The following is a 24,314-nucleotide window of genomic DNA, read 5'->3' on the forward strand; positions in this document are numbered from 1 at the left end:
CCGGGCGCAACCGCTGCTGCCAGCGCAGCAATCTCGCTGCCTGACCGAAGGGCAAAGCTCATGCACCCGATGTCCATCTTCGCCATCTCCAACCTTGCGATCGCGCTGGTCTCTGCAAGCTCGGCGCATGCCGAACCCAACCATAGCTGGAAGGTCGGAAACGACAGCTATCATGTTTATAGCAAGGGGCTCGACCTGCAAACGCGCGACGGTCGGGCTGCAATGCTCGTTCGCCTGGAACGGGTTGCTGGCAAGCTGTGCAACGCCGGCGTCGAGGTCGAACAGCGCAAGTGCGTTGCCACCTCCGTGGCCCGGGCTGCTGAGACGTCGAACGCTTGGTTCCTCAAACTGGCGCTTTCCGAGCGGGTTGTCCATCAACTTGCCGCCCGATGATCAGTAGGCACGTGGGATCATGTCGGCTGCTGTCCGAGAGATGATCAGCTGCCTCAACGAAACACGGCCTCTGCAGATCACGTCGAACTCCGCGAGCATCTCCGACCCTCAACCCGATGGTTCCAGCAAGGAAGACCTTGTGCAGTCAAGCAATCCGAGATCAGACGCTCACCGCGCGTTTCACGTCGCGCAGCTGAAGCAAGAGCGGGCGAATGCGTCGGCTGCGACCGATCGCAAAGCAAAGATCTTCCATGAAGAACTCGCCAAGTTCCACATGCGAGCCGCGGGGATCAAGCGCGACGCGCCGGTACCATGATCGCGCGGCTGATCAGTGAGGCGCTACTAAGCGAAGTCGTGAGGCGCTATTGCGGCATTGCGAAGAAGTGACGAATTAGTTGATGCCACCGCTCCGGCATCGGCCCGTGGCGCGGCCACTGCAACAGGTGAGCCCCACAAGGCGATATTCAGAGCCTGTTTGCCGCGGCCTAGAACCTGCCGATTATGTCGATCGCGCGAGCTATTGCAGGGTGCTGCGAAAACGGACATCCCCTTATCACGCCGCATGGCCGAGCTGACCGCTATCGGCTTCTAGATCGCGCAGATCGCGCCCGCGCGTCTCGCGTCCGAACCACGCCACCAGCACCAGCGAGAGCGCGGTAGGCACCATCACCAGCAGCGATGATATGCCCATCGTAAGGATGATGCCGCTGATCGTGAGCCCCTGGGCGAGCAATCCGCCGCCTTTGGTGCAAGCGGCCACCCAGCCGGTCGCTCGTCCGCGGACGCGGAGCGGAAAGCTCTCGGCCGCATAAGGCAGCACTATCGCGATGATCCCGTTTGTCCCGACGATCAACAGTGCCACCGGCAGCACGGGACTGCCGCTGCCGGCCAGCTCCAATCGCAGCACGAGCAGCAGGCCCGCCAACGTGACGGCGATCATCGTCGCCAGCGACCATTTAGTGCTCCACCGGCTGTATAGAAATGCGGCAACGAAAACGGTTGGAAAAGCAATCAGCGCACTCTCGGCCAGAAGGCGGCTCGACACACCAACGGAATAGCCCTTGGCGACCAGATCTGCCGGAAGCCAGAGCAGCAGGCCGAAATTGATCAATCCCCATGAGAGCGCGCACAAGCTTAGCGCGGCGAGCTTGCCGTAGAGCTTGAGACCGGTCAGCGCATGCGAGGCGCGCTTCCCGGCGATGACCGCCGCGCTGCCCCGCTCGGCTTTAGCACCGAACCGGCGCATCACCGCTTCTGCCTCCTCGACACGGCCGCGCGCGAGCAGGAACTTGGCCGATTCCGGTATGAACGCGCCGAGTACGACCAGCGTCAACCCAGTAGGCAGATTTGCCAGCCACAAGATGCGCCAGCCGAAGATCGGTTGCAGCAGTGCCGACATGCCGCTGGCAGCGAAATAGCCGCCGACGGCGCCTAACCCGCCAACTAGCACAAGGCTCCAGCCCCGGTGGCGGTTGGGCATCATCTCGGCCAGCAGAGCATAGGTAACCGGCAGCATCCCGCCCGCCGCTGCGCCCATCATGAAACACATGGCGATGTTCCAAGCTAAGCTCGGCATGGCGCCGCAGATCGACGTGCCGACGAACATCACCGCCGACAGCAGGATCGAGGCCTTGCGGCCATAGATGTCGGCGATCCAGCCCCATAGGATCGATCCGGTGACCGTGCCCGCCAGCGCGAAGAACGGGACGAGAGACACCGTCCTCTTGGGCACACCGTATTCGCTGATCATCCCGGGCACCGTGAAGCCGAGTGAGGCCGGTTTCATCACGTCGATGATTAGCGCGATCACGAGAACCGCCATCAGGCCCCAGTGTGCTGCGCCAAGCGGCGCGTCTTCAGGCGCCGCGATGACGATGTCTGCCGAAAGCGCGCGTTGCGCGGCGAGATCGCGCGGCAGCAAGCCATAGGCTGCCACCAACGTCCCGAGCACGATCAGCGCCATGCCAGCGACCATCGCGCTGTCCATTGGCATGCCAGCCAGATGATAGCCCATCGATTGCGCCATCGCGAACATGGGCAAGTGCGCACACACTCCGGCCGTTACCGCGACGCAGCCTAACACAAACGCCCAAACTGCCTGTCGATCCGACAGGGTGCTTTTCATTGCCTGCAAGTTTTGCCCTGTCCGCTAATCACGATTTGCAAGCGGCAGATCCTAGGTCGGACGGGACCGTTGGTCTACCGGAAGGACCCGGCCCCTATCTTATGAACGGCCTCGTAAGGGTGCGGACTTCGCGCCGGACATAATGATCCTCGGATCGCTGAGCGACATGACCAGGCTACCGGTTAGTGCTGCAAACCACGCGTCACGCTGGAAGATCGCGCTGGTCCTGATCTCACCGTAACGCTGGCTCGTAGGCAAACAGGCCCGGCAATCCGCCGGTCATGACGAACAATACCGGTCCCTCACTGCGCCATGACCCGTTGCGGATGGCAGCAATGAGACCTGCGAAAGCTTTTCCGCCATAGACCGGATCGAGCAGCAGCCCTTCCGACCGAGCAACCAGTCGTACTGCTTCGAGCATCGCTTCGGTCGGCACGCCGTAGCCATCGCCGAGTTGGCCGTCCGTGACGACGATGTCGCTTGCTACGAATGTGCTGGCGCGATCGATGACGCCCAGCGCCCGCCGCGCGAGTTCGTTGGTGACTGCCCGCGCCTTCTCGATCGGAGCGAGGACGGTGAATGACTCGACCCGGCTAGGCTCGTCTCCCGCCGCCTTCAGACCCGCAGCCAACCCGGCATGCGTGCCGGAGCTACCGTTCGGCACGATGATCCGGCTGAAGCGAAGCCCAAGCTCAGCCTCTTGAGCCATGATCTCCTCTGCACACACAGCATAGCCGAGACAGCCAAGTGGCGAAGAGCCACCAGAGCCGACGACATAGGCGCGGCGTCCCTCGGCGGACAGGAGCACAGCGCGCTCCTCCGCGATCGCAAAGGCATCGACATCGCCTGGCCTGCGAAGGACAGTTGCGCCGAACAGATCGTCGAGCAGCACATTGCCGTTGCGCAAATAGGCTTCGTCGTAGCGCGCGACGGTATCGGTCAGGACCAGCTCGCAGGAGAGTCCGGCGCGCGCCGCGGCAGCTGCGCTCAGCCTGGCATGGTTCGATTGCCGCGCGCCTGTGGTGATGAACGTATCGCAGCCCTGATCCAACGCCTCGCCGATCAGGAACTCCAATTTTCTCAGCTTGTTGCCGCCCCCACCGACGCCCATCAGGTCGTCGCGCTTGACGTAGATCGGAGGGCAGCCGTGGCAGCCGAGTGACTGTTCCAGCCGGATCAGGCGCTGAATAGGCGTGCGTCCCTCCAGCAGGAGGAATCGAGGTCGTCTTACAAGCTGATCTAGCATCGATCATTCCGGTTCAGCGGTAGCTATTCTGGTGACAGCTTTGGACGACCTCGTCACGCTCAAGTGCTCGTAGGCGGGCATCCCCGCCGCTGCCGGTTATCCGTACGCGCGGCAACTCAAATACCCAGTCGCACGGGTTTCGCCGCTCCAGGATCTCAGCTCGTCAGCCGGCAAGCGCGACATCGGTCCGCGGACCTAGGCCCAGAGATCCCGCACCCGTCGGCCGTCGGACGGCAGTTCCTCGAAAGTCTCCAGCCCGTCGAAATGATCGATCAGCAGGTCGCCGACATCGTTGAGATTTGCGAGGCGAATGTTGACCGCCATGCGCCTTCGATGATCGACTTCTAGTCGCAGACCGCGCCACGCCAGCACGGCAGCACACGCAGGGCAGAATAACAGCTCTAGTGTCGGATCGCTCTTACCGACCCGGCGAAAGGACGATGTCGAGCCAACGATCTCAATCCGGCCGTCTTCGTAGTCGTATGCCCACAACGCGCCGTAGCGGTGGCACATGGTGCAATTGCAGGCGGTGACCGAATCAAGGTCGCTGGTCAGCGTCCATCCCGTAGCGCCGCAGTTACACGATCCGCTTAGCATTGGAATTTCGTTACCTCCTAAACCCAGAGCAATCCGCTCGCGTTGCCAAAGCGTTCTGTCGATCAACGTGGTCGGTTTTAAAGGCCCGCGATGAACACCGGCATTGATCCGCTCGCGCGGCTCCTGAACCGTTGTCATTACCTTCCCGAGGTTGCGCGACGCGCCTGCGTCCGCGACGGTCCCGCGCGAACCTAGACCGCTGCTTCCGATTCCCCGCTCGAAACGTCACCGGGCTTATCGTCCGCGTTTCGCTCTCGGCGGTCTTGGCGCCGCGTCACGACGCTGCTCCACGCACGGCCGATCCATTGGAACATCCTGTCCACATCGGAACTCACGCGATCGTGGTTCTCAGCCCAGGCCCTTGAAAGCATGTCGTCCATCTTCGCCTCCGTTCCGGATGTGACCCACGTGGAGGGTGAGCGGCGCGGCATCCAATCAAAGGATGGACGACGTTGATAAGCTGGATTAATCAAAGCGTGTGCGTCGGCTTCCTCCCCTGTCCGCGGTGAAGGCGTTTGAGGCCGCGGCCAGGCTCGGCACCTTCACGGCAGCGGCGACCGAACTGGGGATGACGCAGGCTGCCGTCAGCTATCAGATCAAACTGCTTGAAGAGCGGCTCGGCGCGCCCGTCTTTCTGCGTCACGGTCGCCGCGTCGTTCTGACGCCCACAGGGGCACGCGCGGCGGCTAGAGTCGGCACTGCGTTCGACGAAATCGACGCGGCCTTCGACGAACTGCGGGGAGAGGACGGCTCCAGCTTGCGCGTTTCCACCACAAGCACCTTCGCCAACGGTTGGCTCGCAAGGCATCTTGGCACCTTTCAGGCGGATCATCCTCTCATGGAGATCGGGGTGGACGCGGAAAACCGTGTCGTCGATTTCGCGTCGCAAGATGTCGATGTCGCGGTCCGCTCTGGCTGCGGCAATTGGCCGGGTCTTGCGGCGGAACGCCTGTTCGAACTCGAGTTCACGCCGATGTGCAGCCCGTCGATGCTTAAAAGCCGCGTTCTTCCGCTGCCTGCTTCCGAGGCCCTGAGTCTGCGATGGATCAATCCGCGGGACGGCTGGTGGTCGGTGTGGCTAAAAGCCGCAGGGGTCGATGCGGGGAACTTCGATCCACCAGTTGGCATCCGTTCGGACTCGCAGATCTCCGACGGGCAGGCGGCCTTGGGCGGTCAGGGTTTGGCGATGCTTACGCCGGAGCTTTGGCGTGCAGAACTCGCCGACGGACGCTTGGTTCGACCTTTCGCGGCCACTGCTAGCGAAGGTGACGCTTACTGGGTCGTGTGTTCGGCTGCGCGGCGTCGGGTCGCCAAGATCGTGAAGTTTCGCAGCTGGCTACTTTCCCGATTCCATGAAGTCTCGTGACGGTCGCTTCCCTTTGCCAAGTGAGCGCGCCATTTCCCCGCTCGTGAACGACGATACAGCTCGCGCCCTGCAGCAACGCTGCGGGTGCACAGAACGGTCTGCGAAGAAAATAGTCGTGACGCCTGGCTCGCGGACGTGCCCTATGCCCCGACGCTACGACCGGTGCGGGCCTGCACCTCGTCGATCGCGGCAACGACCGCCTCGGGCACGGCATAGTGGAGCATGTGCCCTTGCTCCGGCACCACCTGCAGCTTGGCGCCGGCTATATCGTGCACAAGCCGCTCTGCGTGCTCGTCCACGTGCACGATCAGATCTCCAGCGCCTGCCATGATGATCACCGGCATCGCGATTTCGCCATAGCGTTTGCTGAGCGCCACGGCGCTCGGCACCATGAGGGCAGTGTCGGCGGCGGTCGCCCGCACCTGTGAAGGCCGCAAGGCCATCGCCTTGGGCAGTGCTGCAATCGCGTCGGGAACAGGAGCCGGGGCAAAGCTGGCTTTGATGCCCACCGGCCCGCTCATCAGACCAGTGAGCGGCACGACCGTGTAGGCGAGCAGGTCGCCCAGGATCGGAATCGCAGGGATCGATGCAGGAAACACGTCGGGCCGTGCGGTGCCGTAATAATAGCCCGACAGGAGAACCAGCCCGGAGACGAGGTCTGGATGGTTCAGCGCCATTGCCAGTGCCACCAGTGTGCCCCAGCTATGACCAACCAAAACCGCCTGCTTCACGCCGATTTGCCTCAACGCATTTGCCAGCAAGTCGGCTTGCGCCTCGGGCGTCCAAATGGTGGAGCGGGGGCGTTCGCTATAGCCAAAGCCTGGCCGATCGAAGGCAATCACCCGGTGCTGCTCCGCTGCCAGGGTCAGGACGCCGCTCGCCACGAAATCTTGAAGCATCACGGCGTTGCCGTGCAGCAACACGACAGCAGGCCCCTGCCCCTCATCGACATAGTGCAGCCGTACACCATCGACTTCGACGAACTTACCCAGCGGCGGCGTTGCCGCCTCTGCGCGGCGCGCCCCGAGCTGGTTGATGATCGCAGTGCCGACGATCCCAGCAACAGCGGCTCCGGCGAGCAGCCAGCGCTTGGGAAGCGGCACGCCGTTGTGCTCCGTAAGTTCCAGCTTCTGGGGAGAAGGTGATGAGTGTCGAGCTGATTGGTGCGAGATCTTCGTCATGGCTGATGAACCAGTGTGCGGCGCACAAGTTGCGACGAACGAGGCAACGAGCAACAATCCGTCGGAGGAACATGTAAGCATCTCGGCCCGCACTTGCCTTTGATTGTTAAACGGCAGGGACCGTCCGACGTTGGCTTCCGCCCAGCTCACCGTTCCAGCTTACAAAAAGATCGGCAATAGCCTATAGCGGCATGGCTGACGTCGCATGCGACGGATATTCGGGCCACTCTTGTTGCCCCCTTTGTCCCTTTCTAGCCTCACCGAAGCCGGGATGCACCGTGACGACGCATGCCCGTCACACCTGGGACAAGGATGCCCTTTATGATCACCGGAACCGTAAAATTCTTCAATATCGACAAGGGTTATGGCTTCATCGCGCCGGAGACCGGCGGCGGCGATGCGTTCGTCCACATCTCGGCTGTCGAACGTGCAGGAATGCACACCTTGGATAAGGATCAGCGCGTCACGTACGAGCTCGAGACCGACAACCGCGGGAAAACCTCGGCCGTCAATCTTCAGGCGGCGTAACTAGCGTGCCGGCGGACGCCGATCAGCGTCCGCCGGCTCTTGCGGCTCCGCCACCAAGCGAGCGCAGAACCTATCAGCTGCCGCCGCGGGAGAATGCCATGTCGAGAGCTATCAACATCAATGCAACGCCTAGTCACGTCACCGCGACTTGCGCGAAAGGCAACGCGACGATCAGCGCCATCGAGGCGCTTCAGTCTGGCGGAACCCGCGTGGTGATGAACAACGCCGACGATGTAGCCATGTTGGCGAAGATCTACGGCTCGAAGGTGATTACTGGGGCTGTGACGCGCACGCCAACCCGAATGACCCGTTACTAGCGTTGGATGTCGATCTCGGTTCAGCGCGCCGCGGGATCGCCGGGCAGTCCGCGTCGGCACACCCAGGCAACCATCCCTGCCGCAAGTGTTCCCCAGCCGAACCGATACCAGCTTACTCCGTGCGCGCCGCTGAGTGCTGGCGGAAGTGGCGCACCGGGATAGCTTCCATACCGGTAAAGCGGATCATCCAAGCCGAGGTTGCTGAGCGCGAGCGAGCCGATGAGGTAGAAGACCATGTAGCCCCAGCCGGCGAGCTTAGACGGCGCAAGCGACTGGAGGAACAGCGCCAGCGCCGCGACCAGCAGCCACTCGAATGTTTTCGGCAGGACATACCAGGTGAGAAAGGCAACTAGGTCCGGTCGCTGATCGTGGAGGAGCTGCACAGCCACGCCGGCACCTGCGGTCATCAGGGCCAGCAACAAAAAGATGAGTGCCATCGCCAGAAACTTCGGCAGCACCATTATCACGCCGCGCGCAGGTGTAGCGGCAATAAGGGATGCCACGTTGTGCTCCTGCTCGGCCCAGAACAGCTCTCCAGCGAAGAACAACGCCATGACCAGCGGCACGAGCTGAAACGAGGTAGCGAGCGCAGCTATCGTTGCAGGGGAGCCTGTCACCCGTGACGCTGCCGCCGTAGCCGATGCCAGTCCCATCACCATCAGCGCGGCAAATGCCGGCGTCGTGATCACACGGCGAGCTTCGAAGCCGGTCCGCACAGAGAGTTGAGCTGCTGCGAGGCTTGTTGCCGACGCCCTCGCAAACCTTGCCGGGCTCAGCGAGGCTGACGCGGCCGAGCCCATGTCCACGATGCGTTTGCGCCGCGGGTCAGCGGTACGCGGTGCGCGCCGAGCCAGGCGGATGCCGGCAATCAGGCAAGCGGATGCAACGGCCAGCCACAGCACGCGATTGGCCAGCAGAGCCCCCTCGAACGCCGGTGCCTGCACCTCGCGCCGCACCGTGTTCCATCTCGCCGTCGCGTCGGCAATCGCGGAAAAGGCGAACGGCTCCGCCAAGATCAGCGATACGCTGCCGCCGCCTGGACTCAGGCCGTAGAGCGTCAGAAGCGCAGTCGCGCCGAGCAAGCAGCCCGTCATCGACTGTGTGAGACGTGCCAGAACGAAGAACAGGGCGGCCGCGAGGAACAGGTTCGGCAGCGCGAGCGCGAAAAAGGCGAACAGGTAAGCGGCAAGCGATCCAGTGCCGTAACCAAGCGCGAGGCCAGACACCGCCAGTGCTACAGGTACGGAAAGGAAGCAGAGAACCACTGCTCCGAAAGCGCCCACGAACCGGCCTAGCGCGTAGCTCCCCCGGTCGACTGGCGTGGTCCGGACGAGATCAGCAAAGCCAGTAACCTCGTCGCGCAGCACCGCTTCGCCTACCAGTGCCGCGGCAGTGAAGAGGAAGAACAAGGTCCAGACGAGGTGGGTGCGGATGACGGCCTCGGCGCCCGTGCGAGTTCCCTGTTCGACAAGGCCGATGCGCAGCTCATCGATCAACATGGCTCCGGAGACCATCAGCACCGACACCGCGAAAACGATCCAGAAGACGCGGCTGCCGACTTGCTGGCGAAGCTCAGCCCAGGCGAGCCGTGCGATCACTCGCTAAGCGCCGCTGCACGGGGGAGCGCGGCGAAATAGGCGTCCTCGAGCGTTGAAGGTACCGAGACGAAATCCGAGCCCGGTTGGTCCTCGGCAAGCACGCGCGCGATCCTCTGCCCGCCGATCAGTCGGCGCGATAACAACCTTCCACGGGGTAACGCCGCAGCGGCGGGCCCTTGCCAGACCGAACCATCCAGCGCCTTTGCGAGGGCAGCCGGTGCCCCTTCAGCAAGGAGACGTCCGCCCGCGAGCACGGCCACGCCGCTGCAGAGGTCGGCCACGTCTTCCACGGAATGCGTCGAGACGATCACGACTGCCTTCTCGCCTAGGTCGAACAGCAGCTCGTGAAAGCGGTTGCGCTCTGCGGGGTCGAGGCCGGCAGTAGGCTCATCGAGGATCAGCAGGTCGGGGTCGCCGATCAGCGCCTGCGCCACGCCCCAGCGCTGACGCATGCCCCCGGAAAAGGAAGAAACAGCGCGACCGCGCGCTTCCCAGAGGTTCACCAGCTTCAGCAAGCGCTCGGCAGCGGCTTGGCGCTCTGTTCGATTGGCGAGGCCCTTCAGCACCGCGACCTGATCGAACAACGCCTCTGCAGACACGCCTGGATAGACACCGAAGTCTTGCGGCAGATAGCCTAGTCGCCGCCTGACCCGGCGAGGATCGGCACGGGCGTCGATGCCGGCGAATGTAACGGTGCCAGTCGTCGGTAGCTGCAACGTCGCCACGACCCGCATCAGCGTTGACTTGCCCGCGCCGTTCGGCCCCAACAGGCCGAAGAGGCCTTTATCGATCGACAGGCTCACGCCGTCGAGCGCCTGTGTTCCGTCGGCGTAGACGTGCGACACGGAGCCGATCTCTAGCACGCGTTCGTCCTCCGCAGTAGCAGATGCCTGACTTAGTCAATCGCCGACGCGGGTAGCACGCTGCGTAAGGGTGATGCGCATAGGCCCTTTGTCAGTGCTCCCGGCCACCGTGGCCTCTCCCGCAAATCCGTTCTGGTTATAGCTTCCGGCCCGGGTGACCTGAACCGGCTGGCCTCGCTTCTGCGGGCAGGTAAGCGTCTGCCGGTATTTGCCATCAGCGATTTGCTGAACATCGATGCGGCAATCCGCCTTTGGATCGGGAGCGAGAAGCGCCTCCACTCCTTGCCCCGCCGTCAGACGTTTGTGCTCTACCTTGGATTTGCCGCGCATCATCCGCGCGACGAAGGTCGGCATGCCTGGTACGGACATGTCCACAGTGGTGGACCGAACATCCCACTTCCCGGGCGCTACTGTCCTATCCGCAGCGTTGGCCGCCGCACACAGCAGCATGAATGCAGCGGCAAGATATCTGATCATTTTCGCCCTCGCACTTTCCGCGATTTCCTCGCCGGCAGTCCGCCAATCAAACCTTACTTCATCGCTACGCGTGGCATCGCGCTTGGTTCATCACCAAGGTGACCCTCCGATCGGTGAAGCAGTCAATTACGGTGACGAGGCCGCAGCGGCCTGCAGCGAGATTCATCATCGCTGATCGCCCTGTCGTTTTCTGAGACCTGCCATTCGTTCATCTGGTTGAACGGCAGCTAGCGAAAGGTCAGACGCCGCCAAAACGGCTTGGGCCAGTAGGAGCGGCGTGGGAGGAGAGAGAGAAAGAGGGGCGCTCCCCCTCCCTCCCCTCGCTTGGTCAGAAGTTGATCGCTGCCCGCGCATAAAGGAAACGGCCGTTAAACCCGAACGGCGAGAAGCCGGTATATGGCAAGAATTGGTAGGTTGCGGGGTAGCTGCCGCCAACGCTCGCCGGCCGCAGACCGAACGGGCGGCGATCGGGATAGACGTCGAACGCGTTGTCGACGCCCAGCGTCAGCTGCACACCGCTCAGCTCGTAGCTGATCGAAAAGTCGGTCACCCATTTCGGGCTCAGTTTCTGGTCGTCGGGGCCGAGCGCGGTAAGGCTGGTTGCATCGGCGCCAAGCGGCGCAGTCGTCTCCGGTGAGATCACCGAGCCGTAGCGGGTCGTACGCGCCGACAGGCCGACGCCCGCGATCTTGCCATCGTTTGCCAGCACTACCTTGCTCTTCGGCTGGCCGCGTTCGAAGCGGATGCCTTCGACCCGGCCGAACAACGCCAAGCCGGGGATCGTCGCTAGCGGACCGAGATTGTTGAGCCGCTGATCGATGTTGTTCTGCGTATAGTTGTAAGCCGCTGAGAAGTTCCAGGCACCTAACCCGCCCAGGTTGGCCCGATAGGTCGCGACCGCATCCACGCCTTGAGTAGTGGTATCGAGCCCGTTGATGAAGAACCGCGCCGCACCGACGGTGCTGAAACCGTTCGCCGCCAACACCCCCTGCACCGCTGCGTTCTGCGCCGCCGTGCCAACGCCCGCCGCACCCAGGTTCTCGGATAGCACGACGCGATCCTTGATCTTGATGTGGAAGTAATCGACCGTCAGGTTGAACCCGCGAAATGGGTTAAGGGTCGCACCGCCCGACAGGTTCAGCGACTTCTCCGGATCGAGCGGCTGTGAACCTAGCGCCCGCGCAACCGGGCTGCTGACCGGGACCGTCGACACGTCGACCGGCACACCCGCCAGAAAGTTGGTCGAGGTAGTGGTGAAATACTGCTGGTGGAGCGAAGGCGCACGGAAGCCGTTCGACACCGACCCGCGCAGCGCAAAGCCCTGCGTGAACTCATAACGCAGCGCGAGCTTGCCGTTCAGCGTGTCGCCAAAGTCGCTATAATGTTCGAAGCGTCCCGCGGCCGTAGCAGTGAGGCCGGTGAAGAGGTCCGCGTCGAACTCGACGTAACCCGCAAAGCTGTCGCGGTTGACGTTGGTTCGCGCCGAGGCGGGCAGACCGCCAAAGCCCTGCGCGCCTGCCGCTGCGGCACGACCGGGGAACGAGCAGATGCCGGTCATTGCGTTGTAGGCACCGCCGAGCACCGTACAATTGTCGGCTGTGGTCGGTCGTGAAGGAGTGAACAGCGGTCCGGTCTGGTAAGATTGCGGATCGCCCGGACGGATTTGATAAATCTCGTGCCGATATTCGCCGCCAAACGCGAACGACAGTGGCCCGGCGAGCCCCGCATCGAACTGCCGCGACAGATCGGCGTTGGCAAGGATCTGCGAGAAGGCGAGATGCCCCGCATCGAACGATCGCTGGCTGGTCGGCCCGAACGAGACGTTCACGCTGTCCTCGGTGCGATAGCTCAGCTCGTTGCGACCGAAGCCCAGCGAGAAATCGCCCTTGAAACCGGCGATCTCGGCGCGGATGCCGCTGGTCGCGGCCATGTCGTCGATGTTCGACTGGATCTTGGGCAGATAACCGTCCGGGGTGAGCCCGACGAAGTTGGCGTTGGTCGGCGTGGTGCCCGGGGTTATCGTCGAGAAGTCACGGTTGGTCGCTGCCGATTGCTGACGGAAGTTTGCCGCTGACAGGCCGTCGCGATGTCCATAGGTGGCGAACGCGTAGAACTCCGCGGCGCCGAGCGGGACCGCGGTGTTGATCAGGAAGTTGAAGTCTTCGGTCTTGGCGTCGCCATAGCGGAAATCGAGCCGGTTGAAGCTCGTCTCGCGCGGATCGAACGTCGTTGCGGTGGGACGCACGTAGTTGGGGCGCAGGTCGTAGCCCTGGCGATTGGTGAAGTTGCGATCGCGATATTCGCCGGTGAAGTTGAAATATCCACCGTCGCCAACCGGCAGCCCCACATTGACGCCGAAGGTCGTGTAGATGCCGTCGCGTGCCTTGCGCTCCCCGGAGCCGGTCGCTTGCAGGTAGCGCGGATCGGCGCTGTCGAGGGCGGGTTGGCCACCCGTCAGGCCCAGCCCGTCAAAATCGGCAACGCCGTCGAGCGTCGTCACGTACTTGCCATAGCTGACCTGCGCCCGCCCGCCGGAATCAGCGGTCTTGAGCTGGACATTGATCACGCCGGCGATCGCGTCGGAACCATATTGCGACGAAGCACCGTCGCGCAGCACCTCGATCCGCTGGATCGCGAGTGCCGGGATCATGTTCATGTCGACTGCGGCGGCGCCGCGCCCCACCGTGCCGTTGATATTGAGGAGCGCAGAGACGTGCCGGCGCTTGCCGTTCAGCAACACCAGTGTCTGGTCGGGATTGAGGCCGCGCAGCGTTGCCGGGCGGGTAACATCGGATCCGTCGGCGATCGACGGCTGCGGGAAGTTGAACGACGGGACAAGCTGGTTGAGCGTCTTGTTGAGCTCGCCCGTACCCGATGCTTGCAAGGCGCTGTCGGTGATGACGTCGATCGGCACCGGGCTATCGGAGACAGTGCGGTTGGCGACGCGGCTACCGATAATGACGATCTGCTCGCCCGGATCCTCGCTCGCGATGGCTGGCGTTTCTGTGGTGCTTTCCTGGCTCGGCGCGGATTGCGTCGTTTGAGCGATTGCAGGTGTAGCGAACGCCACGACCAAAGCCGACAACGACATGCCGGCGAGCAAGCTTCCACGCTTCATGAAAATACCCCTGTTTCGAGCGGCTTCCCCTGCCGTCTCTTTGATACGCTAGTGATCGGGTCTCTCGAACCTCGCAAGTGCGCCAGTCCTCCTCCACACTGTTTGACGTGTGCTGTTGCCGCTCTGCCACAACGGGCGTCCGGCGTTGCGCCACTTGGTGCGGCAGCGTCCCCGTCACTCTGATCGATGCTGCCTTTTACGAACTCCGCCCCCGAAACGAAGGTCGGTGTTGGGAGCATAACGTGGGAAAGCTGTCCGTTATCTAAGTGTCCATCGGGAAGTTGCGTTGGAGCTTGCGGAACAAATCGAGGTCTGATGACGACCTATGAAGCGCTCAACAGAACTTCCGGGTCGGCTTCCGTATCGAATGTTCGTTTCCGCCAGCATGACAAGACTTTTGTCTAGCCGAGCTCCTAGCTGTTCGGCTGCATCGGGCCCTCCACGATGATGGACCTGTCAACGGGGCACCAAGGGACAGACCGGTGCATGATGCTGGCAAACAGATCCGAAGCCAGGTGGTCTGCAAGCCAAGGCTGCAGGGACGGCAGAGCCTGGGCGTCGTACCAGTCACGATCTACTCCGGCGAACTGCCTGACGAACGGCATTATCGCGGCGTCGGCGAGGCCGGGCGTCGTGCCGCAAATCTGACCGGCCGTTGCTATCCGCCCGTCGAGTTCCTGCAGGAAACAGAGGGCGTTTGCGCGTTCCCTGACCGCATCCGAACCATGACGCTCGGCGTATTTATATCGATCGAGGTGGTGCTTGAATGTGGTGTCGTTCCGCGCGATCAGAGCGGGATCTCCCCGGGCGAGCCAGCCGTCAGGGTCGCGCGTTGCCAGCGCCCAACGCATGATCGCGAGGCTTTCCTCGATCACCGCTCCATCTGCCGTTTGCAGCACAGGTACGGTCCCTTTTGGCGAAATCGCGAGCAATTCTGCCGGCTTGCTGGTGAGCCGCACTTCTCGAAGCTCGTAACGCACACCGCTGACGGCCAGCGCCAATCGGGCGCGCATCGCATAAGGACATCGACGGAAGCTGTAGAGGACGTGGTTGGCCATCGCGCTGATATGCTTTGCACGAGGGTCGGGTGAAAGGCCGGCGTCTGGCTCTGCACGCCCGTCGCGGTCTTTGCACCCTGTCGGATGAGCCGAGCTTATCGCGCGGACAATTGGATTGCCGATCGACGAGCTTGATGGAATGGTGCGGCCATGCGGATACTAAAAGCAGCCGGGCTCACCCTACTCGTTACAGCTCCCGCCCCTGCCCAGATCGTCGCCCAGCCCTCGGCTGGTACCTACCAGCGCGCGGTAGCAGCCGGTTACAAAGCGGCACTTTATTGTTCTGGCATCTTCAATGCCGGGAGAGCCCCTGAGCAGATCGACGCCGATGAGCTCACCGGCATCTATCCCGAATACGATGGGATCGTGTCGACACTAACGGCGAAGGTCGACCGCAAGCTCCAAACTGTCGAAGTGATGTTTGATCCTAAGCTTCAACCGAGACGCGCGGTTTGGACCAGCGGACATGGCTGCGTGACCCTGCCAATCGGCAGCACGGCACCGCAAGGCAGCAAGTCGGCGGCGACCTCACCGATAGCAGGAGCGGATCCTCGTCGGTGGCCGCAAGGTGACGCCGGCATTGCGCCGCGGCCATCCCGCGCGCTGGCCGGCGGCGTCGCCAAGGCTTTCGAGGGCACGTACGGCGCCGGCACGAAAACTGTGGCCGTGATCGTGGTCAAGGACGGTCGAGTTCTCGCCGAGCGGTACGGCAGCGGCTTCGGGCCGTTCGTATCCAATCGCACCTGGTCGGTCGGCAAGTCGATCGCAGGGACGCTCATCGGCCTTGCCAATGCCGGCTCCTTGAATGCTCGTGCTTCCGTGGCACAATGGAAGGCCGGTGACCCGCGAGAAGCCATCAAGCTCGATGACCTGCTACGAATGGCCTCCGGCCTACATAGCGACACCCCCGGCAACCGGACCGATGCCATCTACTTCGGCGGCACCACGGTGGACGAGCAGGCAGTGTCTTGGCCCCTCGAGGCTGTGCCGGGCACGCGTTTCCGGTACGCAAACAACGACATACTGCTGGCGGTTTATGCCACGCGGCAAGCGATTGGAGAGGACCGGTACCGCGCATTGCCGGGCAGCCTCTTCGCCCCGCTCGGTATGTCACACACCGTTGCGGAGACGGACTGGCACGGCAACTACATCCTCTCCAGTCAGGTCTGGTCGACCGGGCGTGACTTGGCCCGGCTAGGATTGTTCTGGTCGCAGGACGGTGTCTGGGCGGGCAAGCGTCTTCTGCCGGAAGGCTGGATGGAGACGTTAAAGTCACCCAGTGGCCCGCAGCCGACGAGCGGACCCGGCTATGGCGCGACGATGTGGCTGTTTGGCCCGAAGCAGGGCTTGCCCGAGGGCAGCTTCGGTGCCCAGGGGAATCGCGGGCAGTACGTGATGGTGGTCCCGTCTCGCCGTCTGGTGGTAGTTAGGCGCGGCGAGGATCCGGGCACCGCACGGTTCGACATCGCCCAGTTTACAGCGGATATCGCCGCGGTGTTGCCGTAGCCTTCAGGTGACTCTGAACTCAGCACGCTGACTTCTTTTTTGCGAGAGGAAGAGCGCTCTGGGTTTCCCCGATCACGTCTTTTCACGAGAGTCCGCCACTTGCTATCGGCAGGTCAATTAGCCACGGCAGAGTACCGGCTTTTGGCAGACTTTGTAGCCATCGACCGGGTCGGCTTTGTCAGCAGCTGCTGGACCAGCGGATCTTGCACCGAATGGTCACCGACTGCAGCGTGCCGGCGAACTCCGGGATATCGAATCAATGCATGAACGATCCTGGCGCGCGGGCACGAGCGACAGCAGCAAGTCGGCTGATCGCCGATACCTGGTTGCTTGCCTCCTTTTGTCTTCACCTGAGCGACAGTCCGGACACGACGATAGACGCTCATTCGGGCGCGCCGCTTCCCACCATGAAGTCGCCGATAAACTCCGCCCCCCCATGCGAAACTAGGGCTACTCACGGCGCCTGCCGCGTAAGCGCCGACGGCGGCTTCAGCCCAGGTACGGGCGTAGCTACCGATAGACGTCCCTACCGGTGGTGACTGCCAAGTACTGGACGACGAACGAGCAACTTCACGGCCCAAATGTCATCGGTCGGCAGGTGTATTCGCGCGACAGACGGACTTTCTTTTTCGGCAGTTTCGAGACACGAAGACTGCATGGCTCCTTCACCCGACTATTATTCCGTCTTGGGGGTGCCCCCTACGGCAGATCGCGTGGCCATCCACTCCGCGTGGAAGGCGCTTCTTCGTCGATATCATCCCGACGTCAACCATGGCGTGGATGTTTCAGCCCGTGCGAAAGAGATCAACGAGGCCTACACGGTCTTAGGAAGGCAGGAAACACGCGCCGCCTACGACCGCTCGCGGCCAACGCAGTCGTCCCGCCGACCTAACGCGCACCGCTCGGCTCAAGCTTCGCCACGCGGCAGGCGCCCGATGCAGCCTAGCCGGTCGATGCGGCCGAGCGATAGCTTCTCGCAACCGCTCGAAACCAATCAATGGCTAATGGGCGTATTTTTGCTGCTCCTCACTGCCGCACCCTTAGCGACGATCTTGGTTCTGCATTACGAGGAGTCCCGGTCGGTATATCCGGTTAGACCTGGCGCAGCCGTTCGCCGTTAGGCGCAAATGCCCGCCGAACTCGAGCGAACCTCATCGTACACAAAGTTTTGATGTCGGCATCCTGCTCCTGAACTATCAAAAACCGCACCAAGCCTTCTTACCGTTCGTCGGACACTTGGAGGCTGCCAAGCTAGCGCTCTTGCGTCAGCCGACGATCCTGCCAGAACGAGTGTCTTATCTGCTGAAGCTGCGTTGCTTCTCCCCCAACGGTGGAGCCGCAATCCATGCTCCGCTGGCGGACAAACGGCCATTTACCCTGATCGCCTGCTTCAGTTACCAGCGTGGCGCGCTGGCCAAGAAGTTGTTGCAGAATTGTTTTTCGCCCGACATTGCGCGCGTAATTGGCAAAACTGCAGGCGACGGCCGCCGTAGCCCGACATGTACGCCATGTAACATATTGCTGCTCGAGGATCGGAGAACAAAAGCTTTCGTTTGTCGCGTGTTCCTAAGGAGAACATGATGACAAATATCCGCCTGCTGCTACCAATTATGATTAGTATCTGCGCAACAGCATGCTCGAACAGCAGCAACGGTCAAGATGGAGGAACGGAAAACAAGGTCGTCTTGAGAGATTTGGCGACTCGTACATCCTCGTTACCTTCAACCAGCGATGAGCTACGAGGCGATTCAATCCCGACCCCTTCGGATACTAGGTCGCGCTACTATCTCTTACGGTCACGAAAGCCTTTGCTCAGGGACTCACACGTCGCTCTTATCAGGCAGGAGCTTAACTCGCGCGTAGCTTACGCGCGGATAGAGGTGGATTGCTCAAAGCGCCTTTTACACGTTCTCGGTGTTGGTAATCGCCGTGCTTTTGCTGAAACTGCGATAGCGTATGATGGACCGCTTCGATCGATCGAAGGGCTACCGCTGCGCGAAGAGCTGGCGACCTTCATCTGCAAAACGGCTGGAACTCCGCTCGCGTCCGCTTAGGCGTGCGCTGGAGCCTCGGCTCGGGCTGCGCGCATCAACATCAACACCGGTCGGCTAGCCCTTGGTCGGCGGCCTGAACGAACGTCCGTTCAGATCATCCATCTATGGAGACGCCAGCAATTGCGGTCGGCGCCTCTTGCCGTTGCCATGCTAGTCGCGGGTCGATCGGAACGAAGCGGCGCGTAACGGTGGTCGCCCGGCTGGATGGGGACCGTTCTCTGACATAAGCGTGAGTTGCACATGGACCGACGTTCTGGTCGAGTTAGCTGACCGGATAAAGAATCGTTCGATGGGCACTCCGCTGCGGAGAGACAGCGATGCCAGGACCGCAGCATTTGCTGGCGCGATGTCCAACGAAACGTCTCCTTGGCCAAAGTCATATGCTGACAGGATCGAGCGCTAGCTGAACGATAGCTCGCTGGCTGCGGCTGGCATCAGGTAGCCTTTCCTTATTGGGAGATGTGGAGCGTGGCGAGGTAGTCAGCTGGCTAGCGGCGTTAATGTGAAAGCATTATCCGCCAAGCGGATGCCGCTCGGCCCAGGCGAACCGAGTCTAGCCGCCTTAGCTCGTAGCGGGAGCTAAATTCGGTTCGGACCATGTTCGGACATGCCGCTGTCGTAAAAGTGGCAACATACGCGACGTCCGAAACTCAGCATTTCAGCGACACAGCTTGGAACGGCAGCTCACGCCCAATGGAGGACCTTCAGCGCGACTTGCGCTGCGCCCGGAAGCGGACGTTTAATCATCCGCCAACAGGCGAGACCGGACACCCAGAGCCGGCAGTTTAGAGGTTCGCCGCGGCATCAGAGACGACGCTCAGCTGGACCTCACCCTCAGCTCTCCGGGACTAGGGTGTTGGCACCCTTTGCCGCCACGGCCCAACGATAAACTGCATCGGCAATGTAGAAGCGGAACTGGGTAGCATCGAAATAAACGCGCTTGGCTCCGCTGACGCAGACTCGTCCCCTGTTGACGAGCGCAGCCTCTAAATTGCCGATCCGGCTGATACTGTCGTTCGTCCTCACCAGTTCGACTGCAATCTCCGGGTTCAGACGAACGAGACAGACTGCCATCTCAAAATAGCGGCGATCAGCGGGTTCGCGCATCTCAGCCAGTGGTTTTTCTCTCGCATTAAAGCGCGCGTGCACCGTTGCGTTCGCGGTTAGCTGTTTCGTCAGAAGCAGCTCAGGTACGAAGCTATTTATAGCTTCGATGAAGAGTGCTCCGCGATCATAGTAGGTCGTGTCGTAGAGTACCGACTTGCTGGCGAGTCCCTTTCGCAGAGCCACCGATGGATCTTGCGAGCACACCGCATAGGCCTGAACCAGCCGAGTCTGCGCATATCGCTGCGTAGCGCTGTTGATTTGACCGTCCAGCACTTGACGCACCAACTCAAGACCATCGCGCGACCGCTTCATCGCGCAACGCGCAAATCGACGGGAATAGGCGGAGATGGACCGGCTTACGATCGGACCAGCCCCTGTCTTAGCGCTGCCCAACGTCCCGCGAGTAACTGCTGAGTTGGGGTTGTCGAGATCACCGAGATCGCGTCGGCCGATCACGACGACATCTTCTCGCTCGGGCGTCTGCTTCTCGGCTTGCTGCGAGTTTTGGCTCTGAGCCACAGATTGCGGGCTTGCGATCAAGCATGCGACCAATAGAAATGAGTGGCGAGGCAGGAGAACTTGCATGATCTGTTCCGATCGAAGCTTACGGGCCTGCGGTTTTTCAGTTGATGAAAATATATCTGGAGGTTTCAAAACTATTCGAGGGCGCAATTGCGTTCCTCGCATCCGGGTGAAAAGCGGCACCATATTTCTCGCGTCTCCAGGGTAAATGCAAGGGCCACATAGCAGCTGCGATGACAAATAGGCGAACGTGCATGGGGCCAAACCATTGCCACTCATCGGCTGTGGTAAGGTGCTCTATGTGAGTAGCAGCGAGTGGAACATACGAGGAACATTTTGATCCTTGGACCGCGATCGCGATCTGCTCGCGCAGGAACCGGCCCCGCGCTTCCAGCGCATCAATCTCGGCACGCACCTCCGCGATGCGCCCCTTGCAATGCGGTTCTAGAGCGGAATGGAAAGCGCACGCCGACTGCCGCCTTTAGCGGAATTCGGCTGAGGCCACCTAGACCCTCCCTGCCAAAAATCCTTGCCAACTTTGCCTCGTAGGTCGAGGCGGGGGCGTAGGTCGTTCTAAGCCAAAGCGAGGCGGGTCGTCGCCTGCTCGACGCCTGGAGTTCGCGGAGCTTGCGGAGCTTGCGGAGCGTGCGAGGTAGCTTCGACGCTGCCGACTGCGAATATAGCCGGCGCCGAATCCTCGTCCGGAACAGCCATGCGCAATCGGATCGCGTGCGGCCTTTAACCTAGGTAAACTGCTGTTTTGACAGCTTCTTAAGCTGGCCTCCTTAATGATGGCGCTATGGAAATGCGGAAGATTTGCAGCGGCTGCCGCGACGGCGTGGACTTCGAAATTCCGTTCGCGATGGCGTTCCAGCCGATCGTTGACACCCTGACGGGCAAGCCGTTTGCCTACGAGGCGTTGATCCGCGGCACCGACGGCGCCGGTGCAGCGAGCATCCTGTCTCGCGTCACTGACGCGAACCGCTACTCCTTCGACCAGGCTTGCCGGGTGAAGGCAATCGAGAGCGCCATGTCGGCAGGGATCATGGCCGATGACGCTCGCTTGTCGATCAACTTTCTGCCGAATGCAGTCTACTCGCCTCTCGCGTGCATTCAGTTGACGCTCCGGACGGCTAAGGCTGTGGGGATGCCCACTGACAGGCTTATCTTCGAGTTCACTGAAAACGAGCAGATGGGGTCACCAGAGCACGTCGCATCGATCATCGAGACCTATCAGCAGATCGGTTTCTCGACGGCGATCGACGATTTCGGAGCGGGTTACTCCGGGCTGGATATGTTCGCGCGATTCAGACCAGACGAGATCAAGCTCGACATGGAGCTTGTCCGAGGGATCGATACCGATCGGCGCCGGCAGGCAATCGTGAGAGCGGTCGTCCAGATGTGCGCCGATCTCGAGACGCTGCTGATCGCCGAAGGGATCGAGACTGCTGACGAGGCAGCAACGCTGCGCCGACTTGGTGTCCGTTATCACCAAGGCTTCTGGTACGCTCGACCGGCACTTAAACGGCTTCCGCAACTGAACCCGGCGTGCCTCTTGCGCGCAGCGTAACAATCTACTGGCTCGCCGATGATCTTGGACCTGGCGCACAGCGGCCGCAGGAGTGCGGTTTGCGGTTTTGCGACTGATCCAACGAAGGTGCGTTGTCGCAACGGAGTTGCTGCCGGCGAGAAGCCGCAACCGCTGCCTTCAAGGAGATGAGCGTGATCAGATTGAAGTCGCTTGCTGACCAGGTGCTCGTCGTAACCGGCGCTTCGAGCGGCATCGGCCGGGCAACCGCGCTTCTGGCCGCGAAAAGAGGTGCGGCGGTGATGGTCGCGGCGCGAGGGTCTGAGGGACTACAAACGCTGGTAACAGAGATCGTGGCTCATGGAGGCCGCGCCTCTGCATGTGCGACCGACGTCACCGATCCCGCCGCCGTCGTTCGGCTGGCAGCCCATGCGATCGAGACATACGGCACGATCGACACTTGGGTGAACAACGCTGGCGTGGCGGTCGCTGGCAAGCTGGAAGAATTGTCAGAAGAAGATGCCCGTCGCGTTTTCGATGTTAATTTCTGGGGTACGGTTCACGGCTGCAAAGCAGCCCTGCCCCATCTGAAGCGCCACGGCGGCGTGCTCATCAACATGGGCAGTGTCACGTCGGACGTCGCAGCCCCCTTTATGGGGCTGTATTCAGCTTCGAAGCAGGCGATCAAGGGTTACACCGATGCGCTGCGGATCGAGCTCATGATGGATCGTGCACCTGTCGCGGTGACGCTGATCAAGCCTGCCCCGATCGCGACGCCGATCCTTGAGCACCAGCGCAACCGAATGAACCGTCAGGCGACGATGCCCCCACCCTTCTACCGGCCGAACGACGTGGCCGAAACTGTCCTGCTCGCCGCCGTCAACCCGGAGCGCGACCTCTACGTGGGCGGCACGGGCATGGTCGGCAGCCTACTCGGCCAAGTCTTTCCAAATGTCGCTGATGCGGCAGCCGCGGTCTTCGGGCCGCGGCTCTTTAGAGCGCCGGTGCCTCGTCAGAGCCGTGTCGACAACCTCGATGCGGCCAGTCCTCCCGCAGGCGTCGCCGGCAGCACTCACGGCCGCTCCTCGCACCCGAGCATCTATACGGCATTGCGCACTGGCCCGCTGCGCCACGCAGCTGGCGCAGGTGCGATCAGTCGCATGCTTTTACAGGGTCTCCGGAGGTGATGATGAGATTCAGAAGCGGCCGCGCGACGCCGGTTTCCAACCGCCCAGAACCTGCCACTCGTTGTCAACGCGGTCTTCTTCTTACTCCCGCTCCTTTGCAGGCGCAGTCAGGCGGCTCTGCGCAGCTCGTTGCTAAACAACTCCACTCGGTTGCGCCCCCGTTCCTTGGCTGCATATAGAGCGAAGTCAGCGTCACTGACGACGTCGGACAACGATGCCTGTCCGCTGGTGCGTAGACCGAAGCTGGCTGTCACCGTCTCGCACTCGCCGAAGTGAAAATATCTGATGCGGCGGCATAGGCCGTTCGCATAGGCGAGCGCCTGCTCCTCATCGAGCCCTGCGCACAGGATCAGGAACTCCTCACCGCCCCAGCGGCCCACCACATCACCGTCCCGCGCATTGCGCTTGAGGATGCCTGCAAAGGACGCGAGCACCTCGTCTCCGCAGCTGTGGCCCAGCGTGTCGTTGATACTTTTGAAGTGGTCGATGTCGATCAGCATCGCGGTGAGCGGACCCGCGTTCCTGTCAATTAGCTCCCGATGCTTCTCTGCGATGCCCGAGCGATTGAGTAGCCGCGTGAGCGGGTCGATCTTCGCCGCCCGCTCAGCTTCTTCGGCTTGGCACTGGAGCGCGGCTTGCAGCAGGCGACGAGCCTCGACATCCCGCTTCAGGCAGGAGATGCGGTGAATGAAGAACAGCCCTATAGCGGTCACCCACGTAGCCAGAATGCAGAGATAGAACTGCTCGGTGCTCAGCAGCACGCCGTCCAAACGTATCGAACGTATCTGGAAGTGATGCCGGCCCAACGGCTGACCGCCGCCCGTCTGAATGTCGATTGCAATGACATTATTCACGTCAGGCTGAGAGAGTTCGGGCGGCACCTTGTTCTGCACGAGCCACCATTCCGGCACAGTCGCATCGCTCAAGGGTAACGTAATTTCGCCACTCTTGCCCTTGGGCAGGAAGTCGATCCGGTTGAACTTGTCACCGTCACCGATGCTGGGATGGCTGTAGCGCGGATCGTAGTTCTTGAGATGCAGGCGAAGCGATCTGGCGGGCCCTTCATAGGAAAGGGCGAGCTTGATGGTGTCGTATCGCCGTAAATCGATACCCTTCTGCCGCCGGGTGCCGTCCATCAGCAATTCAAATCCGCAGTAGGTATAGTCATACGCTGCGCGTAGCTCGCACGACCATGCCAGCGGCCTTGATCGCTCACGCCAGGCAGTTGATGTGCCGCCCATGTTCGCGTCGCCGTACAGCAGCGTCTTATAATTGCCGCTCCTTGCATTGAAGACGAGCGACCGGTTCAGCAGCGGCGCCCGAAATGCGATGGCGAGCACGGTTAGGAGGAGCAGCACCAGAAAGGCTGCCTCGATCCTGAACGATGACATCAGCTTCCGGCGGCGAGGGATCATGCGAAGCATTCCGTCTCCACCCGCATAGAGCCTATCAACGGCATTTCAGCAAACCTCCTGGCATGGAGGACATGCCCTGCAGGCGCTAAGGTCGCGTTAAAGCCTCGGATCAGGTGAAATCGAAGCGA

Annotated in this window: 20 protein-coding genes; 9 read left to right on the forward strand and 11 right to left on the reverse strand. The window is 61.8% G+C overall.

Going from position 1 to position 24,314, the window contains the following annotated elements:
• The first annotated feature begins 69 nt into the window (after positions 1–69).
• Together ACFE77_RS00410 and ACFE77_RS00415 are read left to right on the forward strand one after the other, a co-directional pair.
• A complete protein-coding gene (locus ACFE77_RS00410; protein WP_375419635.1) occupies positions 70–393 on the forward strand; it encodes a UrcA family protein in 324 nt (107 codons plus the stop codon).
• Between the two features lie 19 nt (positions 394–412).
• On the forward strand, positions 413–709 hold the full coding sequence (locus ACFE77_RS00415) for a hypothetical protein (RefSeq protein ID WP_375419636.1): 297 nt from the start codon (positions 413–415) through the stop codon (positions 707–709).
• Between the two features lie 237 nt (positions 710–946).
• On the opposite strand, the gene ACFE77_RS00420 is transcribed toward ACFE77_RS00415, so the two are convergent.
• The 3 genes from ACFE77_RS00420 to ACFE77_RS00430 form a co-directional block, all read right to left on the reverse strand.
• Positions 947–2,428 carry an MFS transporter gene (locus ACFE77_RS00420; protein WP_375419637.1) on the reverse strand — a complete coding sequence of 494 codons (1,482 nt, stop codon included), beginning with the start codon at positions 2,426–2,428 and terminating at the stop codon, positions 947–949.
• 322 nt (positions 2,429–2,750) lie between these two features.
• Positions 2,751–3,764 (reverse strand): D-cysteine desulfhydrase family protein, encoded by a 1,014-nt coding sequence (locus ACFE77_RS00425; protein WP_375419638.1) that lies wholly within the window; start codon positions 3,762–3,764, stop codon positions 2,751–2,753.
• Positions 3,765–3,959: 195 nt separating this feature from the next.
• Entirely contained in the window at positions 3,960–4,499 is a 540-nt protein-coding gene (locus ACFE77_RS00430) for a GFA family protein (protein ID WP_375419639.1), read from the reverse strand.
• A 367-nt stretch (positions 4,500–4,866) separates the two neighbouring features.
• Here ACFE77_RS00430 and ACFE77_RS00435 point away from each other — a divergent pair, with 367 nt between their 5' ends.
• Positions 4,867–5,727 carry a LysR substrate-binding domain-containing protein gene (locus ACFE77_RS00435; RefSeq protein WP_375419640.1) on the forward strand — a complete coding sequence of 287 codons (861 nt, stop codon included), beginning with the start codon at positions 4,867–4,869 and terminating at the stop codon, positions 5,725–5,727.
• 140 nt (positions 5,728–5,867) lie between these two features.
• Here the strand turns inward: ACFE77_RS00435 and ACFE77_RS00440 are convergent, their stop codons facing one another.
• Complete coding sequence (locus tag ACFE77_RS00440) at positions 5,868–6,908, reverse strand: alpha/beta fold hydrolase (RefSeq protein WP_375419641.1); 1,041 nt, start codon at positions 6,906–6,908, stop codon at positions 5,868–5,870.
• Between the two features lie 321 nt (positions 6,909–7,229).
• On the opposite strand from ACFE77_RS00440, the gene ACFE77_RS00445 reads away from it, so the two are divergent.
• Together ACFE77_RS00445 and ACFE77_RS00450 are read left to right on the forward strand one after the other, a co-directional pair.
• Positions 7,230–7,436, forward strand: a complete 207-nt coding sequence (locus ACFE77_RS00445; protein ID WP_375419642.1) for a cold-shock protein — start codon at positions 7,230–7,232, stop codon at positions 7,434–7,436.
• A gap of 98 nt (positions 7,437–7,534) precedes the next feature.
• Entirely contained in the window at positions 7,535–7,753 is a 219-nt protein-coding gene (locus ACFE77_RS00450; protein WP_375419643.1) for a hypothetical protein, read from the forward strand.
• Between the two features lie 20 nt (positions 7,754–7,773).
• On the opposite strand, the gene ACFE77_RS00455 is transcribed toward ACFE77_RS00450, so the two are convergent.
• The 5 genes from ACFE77_RS00455 to ACFE77_RS00475 all read right to left on the reverse strand — a co-directional run bounded on the left by ACFE77_RS00455 (position 7,774) and on the right by ACFE77_RS00475 (position 14,867).
• Complete coding sequence (locus tag ACFE77_RS00455; RefSeq protein WP_375419644.1) at positions 7,774–9,351, reverse strand: ABC transporter permease; 1,578 nt, start codon at positions 9,349–9,351, stop codon at positions 7,774–7,776.
• The gene (locus tag ACFE77_RS00460) at positions 9,348–10,214 is read right to left on the reverse strand and encodes an ABC transporter ATP-binding protein (RefSeq protein ID WP_375419645.1); all 867 of its coding nucleotides are present in this window, start codon (positions 10,212–10,214) and stop codon (positions 9,348–9,350) included. Before ACFE77_RS00460 ends, ACFE77_RS00455 begins: the two co-directional genes overlap by 4 nt.
• A 36-nt stretch (positions 10,215–10,250) precedes the next feature.
• The gene (locus tag ACFE77_RS00465) at positions 10,251–10,691 is read right to left on the reverse strand and encodes a DUF3617 domain-containing protein (RefSeq protein ID WP_375419646.1); all 441 of its coding nucleotides are present in this window, start codon (positions 10,689–10,691) and stop codon (positions 10,251–10,253) included.
• 328 nt (positions 10,692–11,019) lie between these two features.
• Positions 11,020–13,809: a TonB-dependent receptor plug domain-containing protein gene (locus tag ACFE77_RS00470; RefSeq protein WP_375419647.1), complete on the reverse strand. Its 2,790-nt coding sequence runs from the start codon at positions 13,807–13,809 to the stop codon at positions 11,020–11,022.
• Between the two features lie 413 nt (positions 13,810–14,222).
• Positions 14,223–14,867 carry a glutathione S-transferase gene (locus tag ACFE77_RS00475; RefSeq protein ID WP_375419648.1) on the reverse strand — a complete coding sequence of 215 codons (645 nt, stop codon included), beginning with the start codon at positions 14,865–14,867 and terminating at the stop codon, positions 14,223–14,225.
• 150 nt (positions 14,868–15,017) lie between these two features.
• On the opposite strand from ACFE77_RS00475, the gene ACFE77_RS00480 reads away from it, so the two are divergent.
• Both ACFE77_RS00480 and ACFE77_RS00485 read left to right on the forward strand, forming a co-directional pair.
• Positions 15,018–16,373 (forward strand): serine hydrolase domain-containing protein, encoded by a 1,356-nt coding sequence (locus ACFE77_RS00480; RefSeq protein WP_375419649.1) that lies wholly within the window; start codon positions 15,018–15,020, stop codon positions 16,371–16,373.
• Positions 16,374–17,029: 656 nt separating this feature from the next.
• Positions 17,030–17,494, forward strand: a complete 465-nt coding sequence (locus tag ACFE77_RS00485) for a J domain-containing protein (protein WP_375419650.1) — start codon at positions 17,030–17,032, stop codon at positions 17,492–17,494.
• Positions 17,495–19,261: 1,767 nt separating this feature from the next.
• Here the strand turns inward: ACFE77_RS00485 and ACFE77_RS00490 are convergent.
• Positions 19,262–20,242: a hypothetical protein gene (locus ACFE77_RS00490; RefSeq protein ID WP_375419651.1), complete on the reverse strand. Its 981-nt coding sequence runs from the start codon at positions 20,240–20,242 to the stop codon at positions 19,262–19,264.
• Between the two features lie 619 nt (positions 20,243–20,861).
• On the opposite strand from ACFE77_RS00490, the gene ACFE77_RS00495 reads away from it, so the two are divergent.
• Positions 20,862–21,626 (forward strand): EAL domain-containing protein, encoded by a 765-nt coding sequence (locus ACFE77_RS00495; RefSeq protein WP_375419691.1) that lies wholly within the window; start codon positions 20,862–20,864, stop codon positions 21,624–21,626.
• 152 nt (positions 21,627–21,778) lie between these two features.
• Positions 21,779–22,771 carry an SDR family oxidoreductase gene (locus tag ACFE77_RS00500; protein WP_375419652.1) on the forward strand — a complete coding sequence of 331 codons (993 nt, stop codon included), beginning with the start codon at positions 21,779–21,781 and terminating at the stop codon, positions 22,769–22,771.
• A 107-nt stretch (positions 22,772–22,878) separates the two neighbouring features.
• Here ACFE77_RS00500 and ACFE77_RS00505 read toward each other — a convergent pair whose 3' ends face one another.
• On the reverse strand, positions 22,879–24,195 hold the full coding sequence (locus tag ACFE77_RS00505; RefSeq protein ID WP_375419653.1) for a GGDEF domain-containing protein: 1,317 nt from the start codon (positions 24,193–24,195) through the stop codon (positions 22,879–22,881).
• Between the last annotated feature and the right edge of the window lie 119 nt (positions 24,196–24,314).

It is taken from the genome of uncultured Sphingomonas sp. (assembly GCF_964243315.1).
Taxonomy (GTDB): domain Bacteria; phylum Pseudomonadota; class Alphaproteobacteria; order Sphingomonadales; family Sphingomonadaceae; genus Sphingomonas.